The sequence below is a fragment of the Oribacterium asaccharolyticum ACB7 genome (genome assembly GCF_000238075.1).
In the GTDB taxonomy this organism is placed as follows: domain Bacteria; phylum Bacillota; class Clostridia; order Lachnospirales; family Lachnospiraceae; genus Oribacterium; species Oribacterium asaccharolyticum.
This window is the reverse complement of sequence record NZ_JH414504.1, coordinates 569084-595185: the sequence shown is the minus strand read 5'-3', so window position 1 is coordinate 595185 and position 26102 is coordinate 569084. Positions and strand designations below refer to the sequence as shown.

General features: G+C 38.4%; 21 protein-coding genes. 17 read left to right on the top strand and 4 right to left on the bottom strand.

Translation table 11 applies throughout. From position 1 onward, the window contains the following. Nucleotides 1–100: 100 nt before the first annotated feature. The 5 genes from HMPREF9624_RS02690 (at nt 101) to HMPREF9624_RS02670 (ending at nt 7266) form a co-directional block, all read left to right on the top strand. Nucleotides 101–3082 carry a TOTE conflict system archaeo-eukaryotic primase domain-containing protein gene (locus HMPREF9624_RS02690; protein WP_009536425.1) on the top strand — a complete coding sequence of 994 codons (2982 nt, stop codon included), beginning with the start codon at nt 101–103 and terminating at the stop codon, nt 3080–3082. A gap of 296 nt (nt 3083–3378) precedes the next feature. After that, complete coding sequence (locus HMPREF9624_RS02685) at nt 3379–3738, top strand: type II toxin-antitoxin system RelE/ParE family toxin (RefSeq protein ID WP_009536424.1); 360 nt, start codon at nt 3379–3381, stop codon at nt 3736–3738. Next, complete coding sequence (locus HMPREF9624_RS02680) at nt 3731–4030, top strand: helix-turn-helix domain-containing protein (protein ID WP_009534416.1); 300 nt, start codon at nt 3731–3733, stop codon at nt 4028–4030. Before HMPREF9624_RS02685 ends, HMPREF9624_RS02680 begins: the two co-directional genes overlap by 8 nt. A 328-nt stretch (nt 4031–4358) precedes the next feature. Next, on the top strand, nt 4359–6365 hold the full coding sequence (locus HMPREF9624_RS02675; protein WP_009536423.1) for a DUF438 domain-containing protein: 2007 nt from the start codon (nt 4359–4361) through the stop codon (nt 6363–6365). Nucleotides 6366–6717: 352 nt separating this feature from the next. Then, nucleotides 6718–7266: a GNAT family N-acetyltransferase gene (locus tag HMPREF9624_RS02670; RefSeq protein ID WP_009536422.1), complete on the top strand. Its 549-nt coding sequence runs from the start codon at nt 6718–6720 to the stop codon at nt 7264–7266. 136 nt (nt 7267–7402) lie between these two features. Here HMPREF9624_RS02670 and HMPREF9624_RS02665 read toward each other — a convergent pair whose 3' ends face one another. Then, nucleotides 7403–8272 carry a hypothetical protein gene (locus HMPREF9624_RS02665; RefSeq protein ID WP_009536421.1) on the bottom strand — a complete coding sequence of 290 codons (870 nt, stop codon included), beginning with the start codon at nt 8270–8272 and terminating at the stop codon, nt 7403–7405. Between the two features lie 294 nt (nt 8273–8566). Beyond that, complete coding sequence (locus HMPREF9624_RS02660; protein ID WP_009536420.1) at nt 8567–9700, bottom strand: SGNH/GDSL hydrolase family protein; 1134 nt, start codon at nt 9698–9700, stop codon at nt 8567–8569. Nucleotides 9701–10041: 341 nt separating this feature from the next. Between HMPREF9624_RS02660 and HMPREF9624_RS02655 the strand changes: the two genes are divergently transcribed. The 12 genes from HMPREF9624_RS02655 (at nt 10042) to HMPREF9624_RS02600 (ending at nt 25516) form a co-directional block, all read left to right on the top strand. Next, on the top strand, nt 10042–11814 hold the full coding sequence (locus tag HMPREF9624_RS02655) for a cache domain-containing sensor histidine kinase (protein ID WP_009536419.1): 1773 nt from the start codon (nt 10042–10044) through the stop codon (nt 11812–11814). Beyond that, nucleotides 11792–13378, top strand: a complete 1587-nt coding sequence (locus HMPREF9624_RS02650; protein ID WP_009536418.1) for a response regulator transcription factor — start codon at nt 11792–11794, stop codon at nt 13376–13378. Before HMPREF9624_RS02655 ends, HMPREF9624_RS02650 begins: the two co-directional genes overlap by 23 nt. A 166-nt stretch (nt 13379–13544) precedes the next feature. Then, nucleotides 13545–14909, top strand: coding sequence for an ABC transporter substrate-binding protein (locus HMPREF9624_RS02645; protein WP_009536417.1), 1365 nt, complete (start codon nt 13545–13547; stop codon nt 14907–14909). An 82-nt stretch (nt 14910–14991) separates the two neighbouring features. Continuing rightward, on the top strand, nt 14992–15888 hold the full coding sequence (locus HMPREF9624_RS02640; RefSeq protein WP_009536416.1) for a carbohydrate ABC transporter permease: 897 nt from the start codon (nt 14992–14994) through the stop codon (nt 15886–15888). Beyond that, nucleotides 15885–16697 carry a carbohydrate ABC transporter permease gene (locus HMPREF9624_RS02635; RefSeq protein ID WP_009536415.1) on the top strand — a complete coding sequence of 271 codons (813 nt, stop codon included), beginning with the start codon at nt 15885–15887 and terminating at the stop codon, nt 16695–16697. Before HMPREF9624_RS02640 ends, HMPREF9624_RS02635 begins: the two co-directional genes overlap by 4 nt. A 4-nt stretch (nt 16698–16701) precedes the next feature. Beyond that, nucleotides 16702–18147: a glycosyl hydrolase family 28 protein gene (locus HMPREF9624_RS02630; RefSeq protein ID WP_036594558.1), complete on the top strand. Its 1446-nt coding sequence runs from the start codon at nt 16702–16704 to the stop codon at nt 18145–18147. Beyond that, nucleotides 18147–20153 carry a glycosyl hydrolase family 28 protein gene (locus tag HMPREF9624_RS02625; RefSeq protein WP_009536413.1) on the top strand — a complete coding sequence of 669 codons (2007 nt, stop codon included), beginning with the start codon at nt 18147–18149 and terminating at the stop codon, nt 20151–20153. Before HMPREF9624_RS02630 ends, HMPREF9624_RS02625 begins: the two co-directional genes overlap by 1 nt. Further along, complete coding sequence (locus HMPREF9624_RS02620; RefSeq protein WP_009536412.1) at nt 20092–20982, top strand: glycoside hydrolase family 43 protein; 891 nt, start codon at nt 20092–20094, stop codon at nt 20980–20982. Before HMPREF9624_RS02625 ends, HMPREF9624_RS02620 begins: the two co-directional genes overlap by 62 nt. A gap of 229 nt (nt 20983–21211) precedes the next feature. Then, complete coding sequence (locus tag HMPREF9624_RS02615; protein WP_009536411.1) at nt 21212–22522, top strand: alpha-amylase family glycosyl hydrolase; 1311 nt, start codon at nt 21212–21214, stop codon at nt 22520–22522. A 52-nt stretch (nt 22523–22574) separates the two neighbouring features. Next, entirely contained in the window at nt 22575–23363 is a 789-nt protein-coding gene (locus HMPREF9624_RS02610; protein ID WP_009536410.1) for a Cof-type HAD-IIB family hydrolase, read from the top strand. Then, complete coding sequence (locus HMPREF9624_RS02605; RefSeq protein WP_009536409.1) at nt 23360–24073, top strand: pyroglutamyl-peptidase I; 714 nt, start codon at nt 23360–23362, stop codon at nt 24071–24073. Before HMPREF9624_RS02610 ends, HMPREF9624_RS02605 begins: the two co-directional genes overlap by 4 nt. A gap of 144 nt (nt 24074–24217) precedes the next feature. After that, complete coding sequence (locus HMPREF9624_RS02600) at nt 24218–25516, top strand: threonine/serine exporter family protein (protein ID WP_009536408.1); 1299 nt, start codon at nt 24218–24220, stop codon at nt 25514–25516. Nucleotides 25517–25608: 92 nt separating this feature from the next. On the opposite strand, the gene HMPREF9624_RS12080 is transcribed toward HMPREF9624_RS02600, so the two are convergent. Then, entirely contained in the window at nt 25609–25833 is a 225-nt protein-coding gene (locus HMPREF9624_RS12080) for a COG2426 family protein (protein WP_278208823.1), read from the bottom strand. Continuing rightward, entirely contained in the window at nt 25808–26032 is a 225-nt protein-coding gene (locus HMPREF9624_RS12240) for a small multi-drug export protein (protein ID WP_278208900.1), read from the bottom strand. Before HMPREF9624_RS12240 ends, HMPREF9624_RS12080 begins: the two co-directional genes overlap by 26 nt. Nucleotides 26033–26102: the final 70 nt, after the last annotated feature.

The following is a 26102-nucleotide window of genomic DNA, read 5'->3' as shown; positions in this document are numbered from 1 at the left end:
ACAAGCAGGTAATGGTAGATAGTGACTTTGCAGAACTATATAAAGTTACTACCGGTAATTTAAATTAAGCGATGAAAGAAATTTAAATGGAAGGATTATAATGAATGAAGAACAGTACTTATCGAGAATAAGTCAACTTGAAAATGAAATTGAATATTTGCATGGACTTCTCGATAATGCTGGAATTTCATACAAACGGAGGGCAAAGGAATTAGAGGATTTGTCTCCGGATAGGAACCTGGCTTTTGAAGAGAATCAAGGAGCCCGTATTCTTCCCGTTACCATTACGAAGCAGCATATTCAGTATTACTATCATTTGTTTAAGGGTAGAAATGATGTGTATAGTAAGCGCTCTGGAAAGGTTAACAAGAAAACCGGAAAGCATGGATATTATACGCAATGCTGGAATTTCTGGAAAGATGGGATATGTCCTAAGAAGAATCATTCTCAGTTTAATTGCGGAGAATGTCAGAATCAGAAGTATAAAGAACTGACTGGTCAAGTGCTGTATGAGCACTTGATTGGGGCTAGGGAAGATGCCTCGGATGTGATTGGATTATATCCGATGTTTCCGGATGAAACTGTCAATTTTCTCGTGTTTGATTTTGACTGTCATGATGACAAAATCGGTGGAGATGATGGTGCTAACCTTGAGTCGGATTGGATGACAGAGGTTAACGCTTTCAGAAAAATCTGTGAAATCAATGAAGTTCCGGTTTTAGTTGAACGCTCCCGCTCAGGGAAAGGCGCCCATGTATGGATATTTTTTGAAAAGCCGATACTGGCAAGTGTTGCACGTCGATTTGGCACGGCACTTCTAAGCAAAGGCGCTGAGTCTGTTAATATGAAAAACTTTAAGTATTATGATAGAATGCTTCCGGCTCAGGACCATATACCGCTTAATACAAAAACGGGAAAGCCGGGACTTGGTAATCTTGTTGCACTGCCATTACAAGGGCAGGCCTTGAAGCTTGGAAATAGCGTATTTATAGATGAAAACTGGAATGTTTATCCAAATCAATGGGAATGCTTAAAAGAGGTGAAAAAGCTTTCTCTTGAAACAGTAGAAGAAAGAATAAAAGAATGGTCTGCAGAAGGAATCCTAGGTGTTCTTAGTAACGAGTTTGAAGCGGATACGGAGAGGACAAACGATACTAAGCCTTGGGAAAAGACTAAACATTCTTTGCATAAAGAGGACGTCTCCTCTGTAGTTGAGATTGTAATTGCTGACAAGGTTTACATAGGTACAAAAGACATGAAGCCTCGAATGCAGAATGCATTACGGCGGATGGCGGCTTTTAGTAATCCGGATTTTTATAAAAAGGCCGCAATGGGATTATCAACCAAAGGCATACCGCGAATAGTTTTTTGTGGTTATGATGAAGCAGGCTATATTTGTATTCCGAGGGCACTGCTTGATTCTGTGATTGACAGATTCAACGAAGTTGGTATTTCTTTTACACTGACAGATAACAGGTGTAGCGGAACGCCTTTAGATGTTTCATTCAATGGTACGCTATATGAAGAGCAGATGAGAGCTGCAAAGGCCATTTTGGAACACGATAATGGTATTCTCGCTGCAACCACTTCTTTTGGGAAGACGGTGGTAGGTGCATATATGATCGCACAAAGAAAAACCAATACCCTTATCCTGGTACATAATACGGAAATACAGAAGAATTGGATAGAAGATTTAAACAAGTTCTTGGATGTAAATGCTGAATTACCGGAATATAAGACGAAAACAGGAAGAATTAAAAAGAGAAAGAACATCATTGGAAAGCTACATGCAGGTCATAATTCGATGACCGATATTATCGACGTTGCCATATTCTCTTCTCTGGGTAAAGGAGATGAAATTGATCCGATCATTGAACAATACGGAATGGTGATTATGGATGAGTGTCACCATGGGGCGGCGCAAACGGTTGAGGATGTTATAGGATCGGCAAAAGCAAAGTATGTTTATGGATTAACGGCTACACCAAAACGCGAGGACGGTCTGGAAAAGAAAGTTTTTATGCAGTTTGGGCCTATAAGATTTCGTTATACGGCAAAGGAAAGAGCAGAAAAACAAGGTATCGACCATTTTGTTTACCCAAGATTTACAAGGCTCGTAAGTGCTTCTCATCTTAAGGTTAACGAAGCGAACAGAGCAGTTATTGAATGCGAATCCAGAAATGAACAGATTATTGCTGATGTAGAGAACTGTATTCAAAACGGTAGAACACCGCTTGTTTTGACAAAGTATAAGGAGCATGCGGAGCTTTTGTATCAGAGACTGCAGGGGAAGGCAGATCATGTTTATCTTCTACAGGGAGGGGGCAGTAGAAAAACCAAGGACGAGATGAGAATTCAAATGAGATCGATTCCGGATGCGGAGTCTATCGTCCTTGTTGCTATCGATAAATATATTGGCGAAGGCTTTAATTTCCCCCGTCTTGATACAATGATGCTTACTATGCCTGCAGCCGCAGAAGGAAATATTGAGCAGTTTGCCGGGCGTTTACATCGAGACTACGAAACAAAGAAAGAAGTAATCATATACGATTATGTGGATTCTCATATACGTGTGCTGGAGAAGATGTATCATAAGCGCCTAAGGACGTACAAGAAAATCGGATATGAAATTTGCAATAATATTATTGTCGAAAAACAGAATGCCAATACTATTTTTGATATAGATAGCTATGAAAAAGTATATGAAAAAGATTTACTGGAGGCCAATAAAGAAATTATTATATCCAGTCCCGGATTAAATCACGCCAAGGTCGATGTTTTCGTAAAGCATATAAAACAGAGACAGGAAGATGGAGTTAAGCTTACGGTGATAACCCTTAATCCGGAGGAGTATCCGGAAGAAAAGATTGAGGATACAAAAAGACTTGTAGAGATACTTAAAAATTGTGGTGTCAAGATTAAGCTTCAGGAGCATTTGCATGAACATTTTGCGATCATAGACGAAGAGATAGTATGGTATGGAAGTATGAATTTTCTATCACGAGCGAAAGTTGATGACAATCTAATGCGTGTAAAAAGTAAAGATGTAGCGCAAGAGTTGTTGGAAAGAAGCTTTGGATAAGAAATATGCGAAGCTTCAATGCTACGCTCCAATTTAGGACGCACTGCGTCCTGAATTAAGACGGACTCATTATCGATACCTAATGATAATTCCTGATGAAAAAGCTCTTGAGTTTTGCATGGAAGCGAAGAATTAAAGAATTATAGAACTATATGGAAACGATATCATATAGTAGAAAAATGTCAATTGTTGTGAAAATCAGGAATTTAGAGCTTGATTGATTATCTATAGTTTAAGAAAATTTATTCACTTGACAATATAGGATAAAAACTATATTATTTTATTAGGAGTTTGGAATGAAGTTTGAAGTAGAATTTTATGAGACAAAAAATGGGATTCAACCGGCGAGGGAATTTATTCTTTCACAGGAGAAAAAATTTATTGCTAAAACCCTTGACATGATTCAGCTTTTACAAGACAACGGATACCAATTACGTGAACCTTATTCAAAAGCTCTAGAGGATGGTATTTTTGAATTGCGAATAAAATTGGGAAATAATATTTCAAGGATTATGTATTTCTTTTATGTAGATCAACATATCATTCTTACAAATGCATTCATTAAAAAGACACAAAAAACTCCTCGAAATGAAATTGAGAAAGCGAAAAAATATCGAGCAGATTATATGGATAGAAAGGAATCATACAATGAGTAGAAAGTTTGATGATTTTCTTCAGGAACAACTTCAGGATCCTGAAATTCGAAAAGAATATGAAGCTCTTCAACCGGAACATACAGTTATTCAGGCTATGATTGATGCCAGAAAGAAATCCGGAATGACACAAAAAGAGCTTGCAGAGATAACCGGTATTGCACAAGGAGATATTAGCAAACTGGAACGTGGTAGTGCCAATCCCTCTATTAGAACGCTTCAGCGCTTGGCAAAAGGAATGGGAATGATTCTTAAGATTGAATTTACTCCGGAGCAGGTATCGGTAGTGAAATAGTTTTCGGATCATATGAAAGACAGAAATTTTCTTGGAATAGACAGTTTGAATGTTGCAAGAAATTTCTGTCTTTACTTTTATTTTCAATTGTTATCTAATGTTTATCAATGAGATCAACTTCAGTTGAAGATATAAGATATTATTCTATTTGTTGCATAAGCAACAAAATCATTTTCTTTTTAAATGATAATTAGAATATACTAACAAGAAACATAGTATACCCATCAGACTAATATCGTAAAACTGAGCTGATTCTACTCGGCAAGTAAAAATCAAATTTAACTCATAGAATGTCAGAAGAAATCAGTGGAATTGGAAGGAGAAGAAAATGGATAAGATTTTGGATTTGGATAAAAGTGTTGCATCCCTTGTAAAGGAGTATCCGGAAGTTGCCGACATCATGGCTGATTTAGGATTCACGGAAATTAAGAATCCTGCCATGCTGGCTTCAGTAGGTCGGATTATGAACCTGAAGAAGGGTTCTCAGATGAAGAAGATTCCTATGGAGCAGATTGTTCGTGCATTCCGGGAAAAGGGATTTGAGATTACGGATTGCGGGAAGCCCTTTCCTGCTGAATCAGCTGATTCAGCTGAGGCAGCCAAGATAGCTAAGGCTGCCGATTCAGCTGAGGAAGCCAAGATAGCTAAGGCAACTGATTCAGCGGAGGCGACTAAAGCCCCGGAAGATCGTGCAGAAGCCTTGCGTTCTCTTTTGGATCGTCTGTCCGAGGGGGAGGATCTGGAGTCTGTGCGTGCAGATTTTGTTCGGGATTTTAAGGATGTAGATCCCGCGGAAATTATGAAGGCGGAGCAGGGACTTATGGAGTCCGGCATGCCTCTTTCGAAAGTACAGAAGCTTTGTGATGTGCATTCTGCTCTCTTCCATGGAGATACCCGGGAGGAGAAGATTGCCAATGCGGAAAGAGCCGTACAGGCTTCTTTAAAGAATCAGGCAGGGAAAGAGGAGAAAAATTACATCAATAAAAGCTTAGAGGCGGATGCCTTGATTCAGATTCCCGGACATCCTCTTGCAACATTTACCAAGGAAAATCAGGCTCTTGGGAAGTATTTGGAGAGCACGAAGGCAAGATGGGAAAGCTTGGTAGAAAGCCTTTCCGGAAAAGTCGGTGGAAAAAATAAAGCAGAAAAAGTAGAAAAATCAGAAGAAGTAAAATGCGCACAAGGATCAGAGGGAATACAAGGAGCGCCGGATTGGGAAGCTTTGCTGTCTGCATTTTCAGAGGAGCTTGCAAAACTCCGTTCCTTTACTGTGCATTATGCGAAGAAGGGAGACCTTCTCTATCCCCTTTTAAAGGTGAAATACGACATTTCCGGTCCTTCTCAAGTCATGTGGACAGTGGATGACGAGATTCGAGATACTCTGGGAGAACTGAAAAGGGAGCTTAGCGAGAAGAGCAATGGCGTGAGAGCGCTCAAGAACACCGGAGAAGATTTGGATGATGAGGAAGAAGAGTACAGTAGAAGCAAAGCGGAGATTGCGGAAAGCATCCTAAATAGCTTTTTCTTAAAGAATTATCTTGCTGTACGGAACCGTATGGAGGAGATGATTTATAAGGAGGAAAATATTCTCTTCCCCATGTGCGCCCTGCAGTTTCAAAAAGAGGAGTGGATACAGATTTACTTCGATTCCAAAGACTATGAAGCTTGTTTTTCCGTTGAAAATGAAACTTGGAAGGAAGCGGAAGAAAACGGAAATACTCCGGAAAAATGGAGGGCAGTCGAAGCTGCAGGAGAATCGGAAAGAGAAAAATCCGGGAAAGAAGCTTCTGAAGAACATTTCGGAGATTTTCACAATGCTGCACTTCCTCAGGAAGCAGGAAAAATGCTAGAAGACCTGCTTCGCAGGGTAGAATCCTTGGAAGGGAAATCCGGAAATAGAGAAGAGTCCCCTTCTGCAAGCGATGGAGAAATCATCATGCCTGGTGGACATTTAAAGAAAAATGAGCTGATCGCCATGTTAAATACCCTTCCGGTGGAGATTACCTTTGTGGATAAGGACAATATTAACCGTTTCTTTAATGAAGGGACAAAGGTCTTTAAACGCCCGCAAATGGCCATTGACCGAGAAGTATTTTCCTGCCATCCTCCCAAAGTGGAACCGATGGTGCGTATGATTATCGGAAACTTCCGGGATGGAAAGGAAGATGAAGTACCTATCTGGATGGAGAAAGGCGGAAAGCCCTTCCTGGTGCGCTATATGGCTGTTCGGGACAAGGAGCAGAACTATGTGGGAACCCTGGAAGCGGTAACGGATATGACAGAGGTAAAAGAACATTTCCGTCAGTATTTTAAGAGCCATCCGGAGGAACTGTAAAAAATGAGACTGTAAAAAATCAAAAATACTCAATTATTTTGATTTTTTTCTCCTCATTAAGAGGACAAGAATAGGTGAAATGTCTGCGCGGAAACGTGCAGGCATTTTTTCTATTTTATCGATTTTTTTAGCTGTGTCTGTTTTTATTCTCCCTGATTTGGCTGGAGCAATAGCCTTGCGTGCCACAGGATTGATTTGTATACTGTCATAAGATTAAAAAGGAAGAAGTTCCATGGGTGGATTAAAAAATGTGAAGTATGAATTACAGGTGATTAAGAAAGCATACAGAACCGGTTGGTAAAGTTGTTAAGTGCTGTAAAATGACCCTCGCCATATTTTTTGGAGGATGAAAATGGTATTTGAAGAAAAATCTATGAAAGATAAGCTTGGTAGGACTATCGTATTCAGAAACGCGAGACCGGAAGATTCGGAGGATCTGATCCAATATTTAAAGATAACGAGTGCCGAGACGCCTTATCTCGTCAGAGAGCCGGAAGAAATCACCATAACAAAGACAAAAGAAGAACAGTTTATTCGGGACAAGATAGATGCAGATCGTGAGCTTATGCTTCTTGCGTTTATGGATGGAAAGCATATCGGGAACTGTTCTCTTATGAGCATTGCTCTGTACAAGAGATACAGTCATAGGTGCGAAGTCGCCATAGCTTTATACAAAGAATACTGCGGATGCGGGATTGGAAAAGTGATGCTGCAGATTGTTCTCGATCTTGCAAAAAATGTCGGATACGAGCAGGCGGAGCTGGAAGTGATGGCAGAGAACAAAGATGCCATTCATTTGTATGAAAAACTGGGATTTGAGAAGTATGGTGCCTTTCCGGATAATATGAAGTTTGCGGACGGGTCTTACATGGATGCATACTGGATGATGAAGAAGCTGTAATGATTTCCATGTTCCCTTGAATAGTCATTTCTAAGGAAAAAAATATAGCTTTCCATCCTCCATTTTTTCGTCTGTAATTCACCGTCCTTTATTTTACAGTTTTATATTGTAAAGAAACACACTTGAAATCCCATTATTAAAAATCCGGAAATTCTACATCCTCACTTTTTACAAGCTTTGCTTTTCCGTCCTTATCTTTTCCGATGTAAAGGAGCTCATAGTTTGCTTTGGCGTCTTTTCCCTTTGACTTCTTGGCGGTGAAAATCACGTCTTCTTCGGGCTTCCCTTCCTGGCTGTGTTTACCGATATAGGCTAGGGGAATATAGGATACATTTTCGTTATCCTTTACGGCCTCATTAAAGGCATTTTGGATTGCCGGAATATTTTCCGGGAGATAGGAGCCGGTATTGTCAATGTAATCTTCTCCCTCCTCTCTGGATTCTTCGGTGGGGAAGAGGATGGCGCTTCCCATAACCTCGGACTTTCCGGAAAGGTCTTGATAAATCTGTAAAAGTACAAAGGAGACATTTTCCTGATAATCCGTCCAAGTACTCTTACATAGGTAAAGGTAGTTTGTGCCGGAAACAACTTGGGTGCCCAGCAGGGCTATGGGCTCATAATGGGTATAGTTATAGCCATTTGGAAATGCCGCTTCGAAGGCATTCATGGCATCCGGGTTATCCTTCAGAGAGAAACTTACGAGATTCGTGTTATAAGCCCCCACGAGTGGTGAATTGGACTTGTTTTCAGCCTGTTCTTTTTCTCCTTCTTTTGCTGACTCGGATTCAGTAGACTTTGGATTACTGTTTTCTTTTTCTGTTTCTTCGGAATCAGCATTCAGGCTTTCTTTCTCTGCTTCACCGGAATTTACGGAACTGCTTTCCTTTGCAGTTTCCGTGGGACTCACTGTGCTGCTTTCCTTAGCAGTTTTGTTTGCGCAGGCGGTAATGGATAGAGCGGATAATGCTGCGATGACCAGTGTATGCTTTAAAAGATTCTTTTTCATTTTCTCTCCCTCTTGTACTTTTTTATCTTTCTTTCTTTTTCTTCTGTATTATAAATCGAAAAAGGGAAAGAGCTTCTTACAAAACATTACAAAACAGAGTCAATCTTAAATACGATGCAATCGAAAAGCAATTTTATCGATTTTTTTCAACCGTAAATTCAACCGTAAAATTTTGCGATTGAATTTACAGCTGTTTTCAATTGCTAATTTTTAATCCGGAAGGAGTCTGTATAACTTTATTTATTGATTCAATGATATCTGTAAAGCGAAAGCTAAACTATATATTCCTATCATTCAGTTTTGTTTATCATTTTGAGGGAGTAAGGTATTAGTATCTGCATTTGGATTCAAGACTTCCAAGATAGTTTGAGCATAAATGCGGACAGAAAAATCATTTGGATGATTGATACAATTACCGGTTAATTCTAAATAATTCTTTCCGTGTGCAATTAGTTCTTGAAATACAGAATGTACAGGTGCAACACAAACTCCATCAATATTATCGGAAATCTTATATAAAGCTTTTTGTTGATCTAGTAGCTGATTGTTTTGAAAACTCAAGATATCCGGATTAGGAATCATTGGTGAGACAAGTATAAATTCACAGTCCGGATTTTTCTTACGCACGATTTGAATAATTGACATAATTGTATCTTGATAATCGTCCGCGTGCTCCTGCATGCTATTCATTCCAAAACCAAGAATAAGCAGATCAGGCTTATGTGGATTTACAAGTTCTTCGGTATGCTGTAGTCCCCATTGCATATTAGCGCCTCCGGCTGAGCAATTTGTTTTGAGTATATTGCTTTTAGGGTAGCAATTTTGTAATTCATTTGTAACCAGTTCTGCCCATGATGGTTGATAGGGAGCATGCCAGATTGAAGCATGATATTTTTCAATTGTTACCATATCAATAACATGTTCGTTACAACCACTTGACTCCCAGCCGGCAGTAATGCTATCGCCATAGAAAACAAGTTGAAAGTCTCCACCTGCACAGAGCTTTTTTACGCTTTTAGGAAGCTGCTCTAATCTACTTTCCGGTTTAAAACCATTCCAAGCAGTTTTATGAGTATAAGTTACAAGCACTTGCCACTGGTAAATATCTGATACAACATCAATGTATTCTTTTTCACCGGGGAGCCGGACCCAAGCAGTTTCTGATATACCGGTAAATGGCTTGCAATAAATTTTTCTATCTATAAATGGAATTTGTGATGTCTCTGTTCTTAGTATAGTTTTTCCTATGACAACATAGTCCTGATTTGCTTCGTAATATACGCTACCATCAAAAGAGGTAACGGACAAAATCTTATCTGGAAAATAGAGTAGAGACCCACCAATTGGTTGGTTTTTTACATTAGTGGAGAAACATATAGGTTCTTGATAGACAAATGTACCATTCCAAATTCGTTGTAAAATTCCCATAATAAAAAATTCCTCCTGTATAGATTGATATTTCTATCATAACTGACTTCAACAAGAAGAAAACTGTACTTTTTTGAAGACTTTTCTCTTATTATCATCTTATTATACATAGTTTTAAATATTTCAATTTCCGGGAGATAAATTAAAAAATATTTCGACAAATATCCAAAAGAAGAATAGACTTCATGAAAATTAAAAGCAGTAATATTCTAAAACAAGTTTGTTGGTGATTAATATATTTAACTTATATCATGTATAAAGTTTAAATTCTCTAGTTGTTTCAGAAAGTAATATATAATTATATATAATATTTAAGATGGGCTGAAAGGTGGATATAGTATATGAAGGTTTTCCACAGTTTTACCTCAAAGATTCTTGCTATTATGCTCATATTATTGTTATTTTTTTGTGCAGTTAATACGTTTGCCTGGTATAGAAGTTTTACCCGAGAGGCGATTGAAACTGCCCAAACTCATTTAGATTCGCTTATAGAAACATTAAATGAGACTTTCGATGAAAACCTTCGTGAAATTGACTACACAACTGCATTTATTTCTAATAAGGTTCATTCTTCTCAGAATAACTGTATTGTTCAGTTCCTTACTGCGCAGGAAGCCAATGTACGGTTTTTATCATTCCAGCAAGCGCGTAACTATCTCTTTAATCGATGTAATTTCAAAGCATACATTAGTGGTATTTCAATTTATGGTTTTGATGGACGAGTTTGTACTTATGGAATTACTACACCTTATGATGAAGTTTCTCAAACCGAGTGGTTTTCTCAGATACAAAGTGGAAAAGAGGATGTAATCTATCTGGCCCCGCATGCATATACAAGTAAGCGCCCCTCCCCTCATAGTAGTTATGTTTTTTCTATTGTCCGTCCGGTGTTCAATAACGGTACAATTATTGGGGTAATTAAAGCGGATGTAAAAAGTAGCCTTTTAGAAACCATTTTTGATATTCAAGAAATGCAAGGTTATGTATTGTATGTATTCGATCAGGATACGGGAGAAGCTATCTATGTACCTAAGAAATCGGATAATTTAATATTAGATCACTTTCAAGCTTCTATTCCTCACGGGCATGGAAGCTATACAGATAAAATTGGAGATGTAGATTGCTTGGTTGTTTATACGACTTCAAGGACAACACCTTGGCAAATAGTAGGAGTTGTTAGTCAAAATACGGTTATATCAGGCTTTTTGCAAGTACGTAATCGTATGCTTTTACTTGTTACTATATGTACAGTACTTTTTGCAGCCATTGCATTTGTCTTGTCATACTATATGACAAAAGATTTACGAAAGTTGACAAAAGCAGTGGAGAAAATTAGTGACGAAACACTGGAACTTGAAGTTAGAATTAGTAAAAAGGATGAGGTTGGGAAACTTTATCAGCGTATCAGTGCAATGCTTGTACGCCTACGAACTTTAATTGTGAATATTCGCAAAGCAGAAGAGGAAAAACGAACATCTGAAATATCAATGCTTTCTATGCAAATAAATCCACACTTTCTTTATAATACTTTGCATACCATTAAAGTGCTTTCTATTATGCAAGGTGTTGAAAATATTCAAACTGTTACAGATGCACTTTCTCGTATGATACACCTTAACTTGGATATACGAAAACTAATAAGCGTTGCTGAAGAAGAAAATTATTTACTGGATTACCTGCAAATCCAGAAATATCGTTATGCGGGTAAATTTTCATATAGAATTTCGATTGAAGACGAAGCAAAAAATCGTTTTGTGCCAAAACTTCTTGTGCAACCTATTGTTGAAAATGCTTTACAGTATGGAATTGCAAAGTCTAAAAAGCTTGGAATCTTGCAGGTTCTCATATTTTTAGAACAAGAAAAATTGCATATTTTAGTGAGAAATAGTGGACCTGGATTTCCGCCTGAGTTACTTAATAATCAGAAATACTGTGGGGGAATTTCCAAGCATATTGGACTTCAAAATATTACTCGGCGACTGCAGCTACTTTTCGGTGATGAAGCAGATATTCGAATTTTATCGGGTGAACAGTTACTGACATCGGTAGAATTGATTTTGCCGGAACTATTGGAAAGGGAGGTTAATCTTGATGCGAATATTAATTGTGGATGATGATTTTCTTGTAAGATCCAATCTCAAGCGGTTAATTGAAACATCTTCAATGTGTAGAAAACGGGGTTTTTCTATAGTGGGTGAAGCAACTGATGGTGAGCAGGCTGTACAATTAATATTATCTTTAAGACCTGATCTTGTGATTTCTGATATTCGTATGCCTAATATGGATGGACTTGAACTACAGGAAGCTATCCTAGAAAAATACCCGAATATTTTACTGGTAATGTTAAGCGGATATGATGAGTTGGATTATGTACGGAAAGCATTAAAAAATGGAGCTGTTGATTATATTCTAAAGCATGAATTAAATACATCGGTATTGGAACAAATGTTAAGCTCAGTAGAGAAGCAAATGCAAAGAACCCATGTGCTTGAAGACAATTCTGTTGATAGCCAGATGGCTCTAAAGCGTAATTTTATGATGAAGCTGATATCCGGCGGGTTTCGTAGTGAAGAGGAAATTGCATCACATGTAGAAGTCCTGGAATTAAAACTGGGACTTAGAAATATATCAGTGATTCTTATGCAGGTTGAGCCACGGAAATGTAATATGATCGCTTCATATTTACTGGAGAATTCAATCTTAAATATAGTTGATGAAGTTTTACAAGATTATCATTCAGGAATTTGCTGTCATGTCTCTGATGATAAATATGTATTTTTAATTTGTTATGATGGAATAAATAGTAGCTTGATGAGGCTCGAAAAATGTCATGAAGTATTTGCCCGAATCCGCACTTGTCTACAAAGTTATTTGAATCTATCTGTAGAGTTTTATATGGGGCAAACGGTAACAACTGCGGTACAGGTTCCTAATTCTTATTTATCTGCAGAACAAAAGTATGACAGTCGTTTTTTTTCGGATACGGTATCTTTAGAAGAGACATCTCAACCCTTTGATATTTTTTCCGTATTTGATGCCACACGTGAAAAACAACTGGTGGCATCTATACGTCAGAATTATTCTGTACAGACTCAGGAAATTTTGAAAGAAGTCTTTGAAGAGCTTTCCAGAATGCGTCCGACATCTGATATGTTTAAGAATTTTATGCTGGATTTGCTCAGTATACTTAGCCGTGCGTGGATTGAACGAGGAATAGATCTTTCAAAATTTTATCAGTCGGAAGAACCACAAAGAGTATTTAATAGCTTTAGAAATTTGAATATGGCGTTAAAATGGTTCAAGAATTTAAATGATCTTGCATTTGAGGGCGCAGATAAGAAGAAATGTCCGGATTCACCATATGTTGAACAAGCAATTGGGTTAATCCGAAGGCATTACGCGGAAGACATTTCACAAACCTATGTCGCAGAATTAATTGGCATTAGCGCGGCTTATCTAAGCCGTTTATTTCGTGAAGATCTTGATACCGGCTTCGCAGATTATCTTTGTTCCTATAGAATTGAAAAGGCAAAAGAGCTACTGAATACTGGAGGATACAGCAATAAAGATGTGTCAAGATTGAGTGGATTTCACGACGACGCCTATTTCGCAAGAGCCTTTAAAAGATGCACTGGAATGACACCGAAATTATATCGAAAAACGCAGAAACAGGTATAAACAGAAGTTATAATTTGACTTTGCATCATAAAAGACTCTTGCAACATTAATTATTGTATTAAAAAGTACAGTTATTTCAAAAAAGAATCCAATTTTTAAAAAATTTCTCCGAATATAATAAATTCATAAGAGAAAAGCTGTCAAATAGCTAAAAAGGAGGAATACCATGAGAAAAATTCTTGCATTACTGTTGACACTCGTCATGTTTATGTCGTTAATTGCTTGTGGTGTAAAACAAGAAAAAAACACCTCGCAGGAAAGCACTGTAATGAATGAAGGAAATAACGAAAAAACATCACACTCGGAAGAACTTGCTGAGATTCCTACAGTTACAATGTTGACATTTACAGACTGGTATAAGTCAGGTTGGGAAGCGTTAAGTGCTTATATTGATGAACATGCGGAAGAACTTGGCTTCCGTCTAAAGATTGACATCATTGCAGGAGGCGGTGAAGGTGAAGAACTCGTTCGTGCAAAATTTGCAACGGGAGATTTACCTGATTTACTTCAGACCTACGGTCCAAAGTGGTTGGACCATAATGCGGGTGTTCTTGATCATATTGTTCCGCTTCAGAATGTGGATATATCAGAGTACAGTCAGGACCAATTAAAAGAAGGCCACTATATCTACAACGATCAACTTTATGCTGTACCAATGGATTCCACTTCCTTGGTTGGAATTTTCTACAACAAGGATGTTTTTGCAGCTGCCGGTATCAATACCGTTCCAACAAATTGGGAAGAATTCCTTGACTGTTGCGAAAAGCTTAAGGTCATTGGAGTAACACCGTTATATTATTCCGGTGCAGATACGTGGACGCTACAATGTATAACACACTTTGGATTTAATGAAGACGTTGAAAAAAGTGGTTTAAGTTATACTGATTTTTGGGATGAAATGAATACCAATAAACGCCATTATTCTGAAGCAATCAATTTTAAGAATGCTATTATTATGTCCAAAGAGATGATTGATAAAGGCTATGTAAACAGTAGTTTTCTTTCGGATACCTATGATATGGCACAGACTGCACTTGCTGAGGGAACTGCAGCTATGTATTGTAATGGTACTTGGGTTTACGATGAGATAGCGGGAAAATATCCCCAAGCTGCTAATAAGATAGGATCATTTATACTTCCTTTGTACAAGAAAAATTATACTTGTTCATCAATGCCCGGATCAATAGTAATGACAACATCCTGTAAGGATCAGGTACTTGGCGAAAAAGTTTTAAATTTTCTAGCTTCTTCTGAGGCACAGCAGATTTATGCTACTGCACAGCCTGGTATTTATCTCAATAAGAAGGTAAGCTGTGAGCTACCCGAGGCGTATCAGACTCTTTATGATGAAATGCTAAAAGGAAATAGTATGGAAGTATGGCAGAACGGTAATGTTTATCATTATGGGGATTATCATATTCATTTGCAAGATTATCTTGCCGGAGGCATGGATATTAATCAAGTTATAGAGTTGTTGGATAGTGATACTGCCGATAATGCGAAAGCTGCTAATGATTTAAACTGGAAATAATTATTTATAGTTGTTGAATATATATGAATAAATGGAGTGCATGCACTCCATTTATTCATATACTCAAAAAGGAGACGTTCACTTGAAACAAAAAAATTTAAGTAGACATAAAATAAAAAGTCCTTATCCCTATTCGCTAGTAATACCTGCATTTCTTGCCTATACGATTCTATATGTGATTCCGGCAGCATCGGGATTCTTACTATCGTTTTTTAATATTAAAACATTCAAGATTTCTACTTTTATATTTGCCGGGATTGAAAACTATGCAACAGTTTTACGTAACCCCTATTTCAGTGTTGCAATCAAAAATACATTACTTTTTGCTGTTTTTACTACACTCGGTAAGCTTGCATTAGGTATGTCGTTGGCACTTTTAGTTAATAATCGTTTTCGTGGCGTAAATTATATGAGGACAGTATTTTTTTTGCCTGCTGTACTGAATAATGTCGCTGTTGGATTAGTCTTTCGCTCTATGATGCATCCGATTGGACTCATCAATCGAACATTGACAGGAATTGGACTTGAAACGTTTACACAAAATTGGCTGACTAATCCGAAAATTGCTATTTTCTCATGTGCGTTTGTAGAAATTTGGAAATGGACCGGCTATACGATGGTGATTCTTCTTGCAGGACTCCAAGCAATTGATTCAACATACTATGAGGCTGCGGAATTGGATGGCGCCAATCGCCAGCAAAAGTTTTATTTCATAACATTACCCCTTATTATGCCGTCCTTTAATAATGCAGTTGTAATCAGTATAGTTGGCGGGCTAAAAGTATTTGATATTGTTCAGTCTTTGACAAATGGAGGGCCCGGAAATGCAACGTCTGTGTTTGGGACCTTAATATACTCCTCATTTAGTAGCGGAAATTATGGAAGAGGATGTGCGGCAAGTATGATTTTGACAATCTTTGTATTATTAATTGCGTTACCAACCAACCGCTTCTTATCTGGGAAGGAGGTTGAGTTATGAAAAAATACAGTGATATGTTTCGCTCAGCTTTAGGTCTTATATTAAGTCTATTTATGCTTGTGCCTTTTATAATGATTATTTTAAATTCATTTAAGACAAAAAAGGAGTCAGCAGAGCTTGGATTGGAATTTCCGAAACAATGGAACTTCCGGGAAAACTATAGTGTTGTCATGTCAAGTGGTATCCTACATGCTTTCCGCAACAGCTGTTTTGTTACTTGTCTTTCCGTACTTCTGATAATTTTAGTTTCTGCAATTGCTGCCTTTATATTGCAACGAAGGGGAACAAAATTAAGCAAGAAGCTCATAACATTTTTCGTCATAGGTTTAATAGTACCGGGACAGATTATCCCAACCTATATGCTTTGTAGTTTTTTGCATTTAAAAACATTTTTCGGTGCAGCAGCGGTTTTGACAGCAGCCAATATACCTCTAGGCATTTTTTTATATATTGGAGCTCTAAAAAGTATAAGCCGAGATATCGATGAAGCTGCGATATTAGATGGCTGTGATTCTTTATCCTTATTTTTTTTCGTGATATTTCCGCTACTTAAACCTATGACTGTAACTTTGTTTATATTAACATTTATGAATATATGGAACGATTTTGGGACGACAATTTATTTTTTAAATACATCAGAAAATTATACATTGCCACTTACCATCTATAATTTTTTTAGCACTCATAGTTCTGATTGGAACTTAGTTTTTACTGACGTGGTTCTCGTTTCACTTCCTATCGTAATATTATATTTTAGTGCACAAAAGCAGATTATGTCAGGTATGACATCCGGTGCAGTAAAGGGGTGATTTAATGAGAATACAATCTATGGAACCTTTGGAATCCTTTTCCTGCGCTGAAAACTGCCGTAACTTCCGTACACGGTGTGCAGATGCGCAAAGTGCATGGCCATCAGGACTTGTTCAATCGTCATATTGGCGTATTTTGGCTGATGGGATAGAACTTACAGTCTATGACACACCAGTTACACATAACGGCCCTCAGAGCTTTGTCGTAATCCCATTTTCTGCCTTAGAAATAAAAGCTATCTCTTTTTCACCCTTATGGAATGCGGAAATTCTACCTGAATCACTACATATTAATCCTTTGCTTGAGAACAATACAATTATATTTTCAGTTCCGGAAATAAATAATGTTCTTATAGAGACGAACGGTGGCACGATGCATCCTTTGGCAATTTTTAGAGCTGATGATCCGAGCAAAGCTCCGGATCCGGAAGATGAAAGTGTTTTGTTTTTTGAGCCGGGAATTCATCATATTCGCACATTAGAATTGAAAAGTGGACAGACTCTCTATCTTTCGCCCGGGGCACTTATCGTTCCGGAGCAACCGGATAAATTGGATACTATTTTGGAAGAGAGAGATTGGGCAGGAAAAACGAATTATCAGGATTTTATTTTTTCTAATGGACAAAAGAACATTCATGTTTTTGGTGCCGGTATGGTAGATTTGACATCACTAAATTGGCATGCACGTCGCAGTATGGTATTTACTAGTTGCGAAAATATATCTATTTCTGATGTTATTTTCATCGGTGCAGCTCATTGGACACTTCCATTTTTTGGATGCAAAAATATTTATGTCGATAAAGTTCGAATGATAGCTTACCGTGAAAACAGTGATGGAATCGATTTGGTTGATACGCAGTATGCGGTAGTTAAAAACTGCTTTCTTCGCACAGGTGACGATGCAGTAAGCCTAAAAAGTATGGCGTGCACTTCACAGCTGGAAACACATGACATTTTAGTTCAGCGTTGTATAGTATGGAACGATAAGGTTCGAGCCTTTGGTGTATCGGGAGAATCTCGTTCAAATATCTATAATGCAGTATTTGAAGATTGTGATGTAGTACAAAGTATGGCAGACTGGACAGTCGAGGTAGGGGCTTTAGCAATCTATATCTGTGATGCTGCGGAGGTACATCATATTACCTTTCGAGATATACGTATACGTCAAGAAAGCAATTATGCTATTTGTTGCATGATTACGCTTGATAAATGGTCAAAAGATAGAAAAGCAGGACAAATACATGATATTACTTTTGATCGGATTTCAATGCCGGAAAATTATTTAATTTACCTTTCTGGTTATTCAAAAATAAATTGTATTAAAAAGATATATTTTGACAATATTTTTACATTACCCGATTTAGTAAGGCAAACGAGAAGCAATATCTATAGACATTTAGATCAAGCTACCTATGTTAAATTGCACGAAATTAATGGGGAGGTAATTTAATGAAAAGTTTTTTCAAATTATTGTTAACTACAATATTATCTGCTTTCTGCATTTCCTTTGTGGCTGAAGCAGCTATAGTTATAAATGATTATACCATGCCGAAAGATCTACCTGAAAAATACAAGTCATCTTTGTTTTCTGTGCTTGTAGAGGGGGAAGTTATAGACACTTATAAAGTTGGATTAAATGCATGGAATAATGAAGTTGCCTGTTGTGAATTTTCATCTGTGGATTCTGTAGGCATTACTGTAACTACAAATTTTTCATTTTCTTCTGCAAGAATTCTTCCAAGAGATGCAGATATTCAATGTATAATAAATGGAAATCATCTAACATTTACTATGCCTTTTCCTCAAAATGTAACAATAGTTTTTGATGAAGATTTTCATGGAAATACGCTTCATATTTTTGCGCAGCAGCAAAAGAATAATACAATTAAAAAAAATGACGATAATATAATTTATTTTGGACCAGGATATTATGACTATTCATCTCTGCCTCCACTTCAGATTGAAAGTGGAAAGATATTGTATTTGGATGCTGGCGCAGTCCTGCGAGGTAGGGTACTTATTTCGGATGCAACTGATGTTAAAATTTGTGGACATGGAATAATTCTTGACGATTTTACAACAAGTGATGAATATGATAGCGTTGCCTTAACATTAAAAAATAGCAATCATGTTACCATACAAGATATTACCATATTGAGAAATGCAGCCTCGTGGAGTGCATTTATGTGGAAATGCGGAAATATATCTGTTAATAATGTAAAAATAATTAATCCCAAATATGCGTGCTCAGATGGATTTGATATTGGTAATAGTCATAATGTGACGTTCAACCATATGTTTATTCGCTCTTGTGATGATAGTATAGCAATAAAAGGAACAGGGAATTATGGTTATAATGTTGCCGAAAATCCTGCAATTACTCAAGCGAATTATGCAATATCAGTTTATAATACACAGGTTTGGTGTGATACAAATAATGCACTAGGGATTGGAGCAGAAACAGTTGCTGCTTATTATGATAATATTCAATTTAAAAATATAGATATACTTTATAATTATGATGATCTTACATATCCAGACCAGTTTAAAGAGAGGTCTGCACTTAACATTTGCGCACTAAATGCAACGAATATTTCTAATATAACTTATGAAGATATTCGTTTAGAGAAAGGTAAGCAGTTAATTTCTGTTACGATGCCCAATGACTTTTGGTTTGGTAGCATGAAAGGTAACTGGAATTGGAATGGTAGTTTCTCAAGAATAACTTATCGTAATATTGTATCATATTCAGATGGAAGCAACGTGATTCAACTTTTCGGTAGAGATTCAAGACATACGGTTTCGGATATATTATTTGATAATATTAAAGTTAACGGAAGCATAATTGATTTAGATAGTCCACTTTTTAAGACGAATAAATATACTAAAAGAGTTCGTTTTTGTAGAAATGGAATTATAACCCAGGAAAAAAATGGACCATTCGGAGCTAATGTTCATAATGCAGCACTTGAGTTTTCGGAAGGATATCAAGGGAGGAATCAATGGTTTTATCGCACGTGGACTAATGGAATTGGCAATGAAAATATGATCTGGAATAGTGACGGCAGTTATCATTGGCGTGGAAGTCATAATTATGATGCAATTTGGATGTACAATAATACATTATATATACATCCCGATACAGATCAATCTATGCTTGAATGGGAAGCTCCTTATGCAGGCACAGTTCAAATTGATGGAAATGTAAGAAAATATAGTACACTTGGTGGCGATGGAGTTACGGTAAGCATATGGAAGAATAACACCTTGGTATGGCCTCAAGATGGTTGGCGTACAATCCCTTATAATGATAATGTCGGTTTATCTTATGATTTTGCATTCGATGTTAGCCGTGGAGATATACTCTCGTTTCGCGTTGATGAAGGAGGGGATAATGCTTATGACACAACAATTTGGGACGCAAACATTGTTTACAATTCCTACAGATCTTATTAGAATTCGAGATCCATTTATAGTGGCGGATCATACATCCATGCTATACTATTTGTTCGGTACAACGGATAAGGACCCTTGGAATGGAAAAGGAGAAGGATTTCAAGTATATCGAAGTAGAGATTTAAAGTTATGGGCTGAACCTGAATTTGTTTTTTACCCACCAAAAGGGTTTTGGGGGGTAAAAAATTTTTGGGCCCCGGAGATTCATTACTATCGAAATGCATGGTATTTAATTGCAAGCTTTTATGCAGATGGAAAACATCGCGGTGTACAGATATTTAAATCCACAGCAGTTACAGGTCCATATAGTCCAATTTCATCAGGACCGGTTACGCCTGAGGATTGGGATTGTTTGGATGGAACACTTTTTATTGAAGAAAACAGTCCGTGGCTTGTTTTTTCTCATGAATGGACACAAATTCAAGATGGAGCGATTTGTGCAATAAGACTGTCAGATGATTTATCAACTGCAATTGGAGAACCTTTCACTCTATTTCATGCTACGGATGCCCCATGGAGTGTTGCGGATACAGGAGATGTAATTATTACAAGCGGTAAAAATTATGTAACAGATGGTCCATTTTTGTTTCATGATAAGGGTAGGCTAAAAATGCTTTGGTCAAGTTTTGCAAAATGTGGATATGCTATAGAGATTGCTGAGAGTATGAACGGCAAATTAGAGGGACCTTGGAAACATCAAAATCAACCGGAATTTTCTTTTGGTGGACACGGGATGATTTTTGAAACATTCAGTGGAGAAAGATACCTTGCACTTCACGCTCCCAATATAGCTGGAAAGGAACGATTAACTCTAGTTGCACTTATTTAAAACCGTAGTAATAGATAAAAAAGAAGCTTTACTTTCTAAAGAAAAATGGGTTTTTATGTTTTAGCTTTTGTAAAGCATGGATATTTATTCTGATTTTGAAAATATTTACTATTTTTTTTTAGCCGTAAATTCAACCGTGAAAATTTGCGATTGAATTTGCGGCAGTTTTCCATTACTGTTTTATATTGAATCAAAATTATTAGTGCCATTTTAAAGAAGGAAAAATCACATGTGGTCCGATAACAGCATTTTTTATCAAATCTATCCCTTAGGCTTTTGCGGCGCTCCGAAGGAAAATGACGGGGTGTTTGTTCCGAGAATCAGGAAAGTTACAGAGTGGATTCCCCATCTTAAACGTCTTCATGTGGATGCCGTTTATTTTTCGCCCGTCTTTGAGTCGGACCGGCATGGCTATGATACGAGAGATTATCGAAAGATAGACTGTCGTCTGGGAAGCAATGCAGATTTTTCCGAAGTTTGTAAGATTCTCAAGGAAAATGGGATCCGAATTGTTCTGGACGGTGTTTTTAACCATGTGGGACGAGGCTTTTGGGCTTTTCAAGACGTGCTCGAAAAGCGTTGGGATTCGGAATACAAGGACTGGTTCTACATTCATTTTGATGGAAATTCCTGCTACAATGACGGCTTCTCCTACGAGGGCTGGGAAGGGCATTTTGAGCTTGTAAAGCTGAATCTCGATAATCCAAAGGTGAAAGAGTATCTTTTTTCCTGCATAAAGGCTTGGATGGAAGAGTTTCAGATTGACGGTTTGCGGCTGGATGTGGCTTATTGTTTAAATGAAAACTTCATGCGGGAGCTTCGGCATTTTTGTGACTCGATAAAGCCGGATTTCCTGCTCCTCGGAGAAATTCTTTTTGGGGACTATAAAAGGATTGTCAATGATGCTATGCTTCATAGCTGCACGAATTATGAGTGCTATAAAGGGCTGTATTCCAGCTTTAATGATTTGAATCTCTTTGAAATTAACTATGCGCTGAATCGGCAATTTGGAAAGGATAATCCTATTTACAGGGGAATGCACTTGCTTACCTTTGCGGAGAACCACGATGTGACGAGGGTGGCAAGTATCTTAAAGGACAAACGACATTTGCCCCTCTTATGCACCATGCTCTTTACCATGCCGGGGATTCCCTGTATCTACTATTGCGGTGAGTGGGGGATTAGCGGAGTTAAGGAAAATGGCAGTGATGATGCCCTTCGTCCTGCGCTTTCGGAGCCGCTGTGGAACGAACTCACCGATTTAATTTCCTCTCTTGCGAAGCTTCATAAAGAACATAAAGCTTTGGTTTATGGAGACTACAAAAGTATAGTACTGACCAATAGACAGCTCGTTTTCCAAAGAGAGTTTGAGAGAGAGCGGATATGGGTGAGCCTTAATGCGGATGAACAGGCGTATCAGGCGCAGTTTCACGGTATGGGAAATTGCGAAGTTACGGACTTACTAAGTGGGGAAACACTCTTCCTTAATGATTCTTTTACCCTTCCGCCTTTTAGTTTCTTCATGTGGAAACAATCATAATTGCTGAAACGATCAAAAAATAGGACGGAAACGGAGAAGGAGTGAGGATAAAGTGAGAGTGATTTTTACGGATATGGACGGCACATTGCTGAATGCAGAGCATCGTATTTCGGAACGGACGGAGCGGGCTTTAAAAAAATGGACAGAGGAAGGCAATCATTTGGTGCTGAGTTCTTCCAGAGGGGTTTCCGGCATTATGCCGGTTATAGAGAGATATCATCTTGATGCGGCAGTCATTGCTCTTGGCGGAGCCGTAATTTTAGACCATTCGAGAAAGCTGATTTATGAGAGAGGGATGTCTCGTGAGGAAATGCAGGAAGTCGTTCAATTTGCAGAGGCAAATTTTCCGGATGCAACTTGGAATGTCTATACAGCAAGCCATTGGATTGTCGAAGACTTGACTGATCCCCGGGTAGTAAAGGAAGCATCGATTGTGGAAGTGGAGCCGACAGGAACAGATCTTTCCGTTCTTCACGAAGCGGTGCAAATTGGAAAAGTGCTTCTGATTTGTGCTTCTGATCAAATTGACAGTATAGAAAATGCCTTAAAAGAACAGTTTCCAAAGTTGAATATCTGTAAGTCGGCAAAGACAATGCTTGAAGTCAATGCCTGTGGAACTTCGAAAGGGCAGGCAGCTGAGGTTTACTGCAAGGAAAATCATTTCGAATTGAAAGAGGCCATTGCTTTTGGGGATAATTTTAACGACCTGTCTATGCTTAAGACGGTGGGGATTCCGATTCTGATGGGAAACGCTCCGGAGGAGCTGAAGAAGCAGTTTACAAGATTAACATCGGATAATAACCATGACGGACTGGCCGAGGCGTTGGAGAAAATTCTATGAAAAAATTACTTTTAACGGCATTTACTCCCTTTGACGGGGAGAGAATCAATCCTGCCTTAGAGGCGGTGAAGCTTGTTAAGGATAAGATAGGGAAGCTTAAGATTGTAAAGCTTGAAGTACCGACGGTATTTGGAAAATCTATTGAAACGGTGAGAGAAGCGATAGAGCGGGAGAAACCGGACTTTGTTCTTTCTATCGGACAGGCGGGCGGAAGAGCCGAGATTACACCGGAAAGAGTTGCAATCAATCTTAATGATGCAAGGATTCCGGATAATGAAGGGAATCAGCCGATTGACGAGCCGATTTTCCCCGATGGGGAAAATGCGTACTTTTCCACACTTCCGGTGAAAGCCATGGTGGAGGCAATCAGGAAGGAAGGACTGCCTTCTTCTTTATCGAACTCGGCCGGTACTTATGTTTGCAATCATCTGATGTACGAGGTTTTATATTATCTTGATAAAAACTACAGTTTGAAAAAGAAAAGCTTTACGCAGCGGGATACGTCAAGTCTTTTATTTTCCGAAGAAGAAAGAAGTTCTGTCGTTAAAGCCGGTTTTATTCATGTTCCTTATATTCCGGAGCAAGTAAAAGATAAAAAAGAGATGCCGGCTCTTCCACTTTCGGATATCGTAAGAGGGCTGGAAGCGGCTATTCTAGCTGTGGAAGAAAATGAGCTGGACTTGAAAAAAGCCTTTGGAAGCGAGTGTTAAATGGAAAGAGATGTCGAATAAGTATGATTTTCCATCGGAATAAATACAAGCAAATCTTCCACACTAATGATAAGATACTACAAAATGATTGAAGGATTGAAAAACGAAATAGCAAGAATGATTTGATTAAGACGGAGAAAGAAAATGCAGAATCCTGATCTAAGAGATCAAAAAGAAATGCAGAATATCGATGAACTGGAGACAGTGCTTTATGCCGGAAATCTCTTGCTGAGCAGTGGAGCGGAGATTTACAGAGCCGAGGAGACGATGTCTCGCATTGCGGAATCCATGAACATCAAGGATTTGGATGCTTATGTGACAAACCGCGGAATCTTTGCCAGCGGAAATGTGCCCGGGAAGGGAATTGAAACCCGGATTATGAGTGTTCCTGATAAAGAACTGAACATTGATAAAATCGAAGCCGTAAATGAACTGTCTCGGGAAGTTTGCAGGAATTGTACGGACCTTGGCTATCTTCGCACTGCTTTGCAAAAAATTGCAGATGTGGGAGAGCAAAAAGTCTCGGAACGGATTCTATCCTATTTTCTCGGGGCTGGATGCTTTAGCTATGCCATCGGAACTTCCTTCCGGGATTCGCTTTGCGCCGCCATTATCGGAAGTTTGGTCGGTTTCTATATGATTTGGTCAAAATACAGAATTAAATCCAGAGTACTGATTACCATCATTGCCAGTGTATTAACGGCACTTCTCAGCAATTTATTTGTAGCAGTCGGGCTGGGGTCACAGCTTTCTTTTATTATTATCGGAGCTATGATGGATTTGGTCCCGGGAGTAGCCTTTGTGAACTCCGTGCGGGAATTCAGCCAGAATAACTTTGCAACGGGGCAGACTTTACTCACTAGCGCCCTGCTTAGCTGTGTTTCCATGGCTTCCGGTGTTGCTTTAGTGGAGCTGATGGTGTCAGGAACGATTATGACGCCGAGTGTGATTTATGATATTCCGGAAATATCCTATACGGTTCTTCTTATTCGGAGTCTTGCGGCAGGCCTCGGCACCATTGCCTTTGCCCTGATGTTTCGTGTAAGAAGGCGGCATTTTGTGGATTGTGGAGTGATGGGAACCATTACTTGGCTTATGTATATGCTTTGTATCAGAACCTGGAACAATGAAGCCGTTGCGGTTTTTGTTAGCGGCTTTTCCGCAGTTTTGGCTTCCAGAGTACTTGCGGTACTCAGAAGATGTCCGGCTACGGTATTTTTGATGACCAGTTTGATTCCTCTTCTTCCCGGAATCAGCTTATACAGATCCATCTATTATCTCTTAATGGGAAGTGCACAGATTTCCATGCATTTTGGTAAACTCTGCTTCTTAACGGCTTTTACCATAGCGGTATCCATTGCCATTGTGCAGCAGATTCCGAGGAATTGGACAGTTCCAACAGGTATTTTCCGGAAAAGAAAGGAAGGAAAATTGCCTTCATAGAGGAAAAATATGGAAAATCATTGAAGGGCGGGAGAAAATATTTTAAAACACTGCATGACTGCAGCGTGTCTCCTCAGTGATAATAAATCGTATTAGGCCACCACTTTAGCCAAAACTCCGTAACTGACAATCGACATAATTGCTCCGGCTAGAAGAATTCCCAAAAGAATCGCTATGCCGGATTTTTTTCGATTCATTTTCAGGAGACTGGCGACCATAGCCCCGGTCCAGGCGCCTGTTCCCGGGAGCGGAATGCCCACAAAAAGAGTAAGTCCCCAAAAATCATATTTTTCAATTTTCTCTTTGTTGTTTTCCACTTTTTTTTCGAAACCAGTTGGCGAGAGGCTTTGTATAGGAAAACTTTTCTAAAAAAACGACGAGTTTGGAAAAGAAAAAAAGAACAAACGGAATTGGCAGGATATTCCCGACGATAGAAAGACAGAGTGCTTGTATATAAGGAAGCTTCAAAAGGGACGCGGCAATCAAGCCTCCGCGAAGTTCAATTACAGGCAGCATAGAGAGAATAAAAACGATACTTTCTCTTGAAAGATAGCCTCTTAATTCTTGTGTAAAAAATGTAATAAAA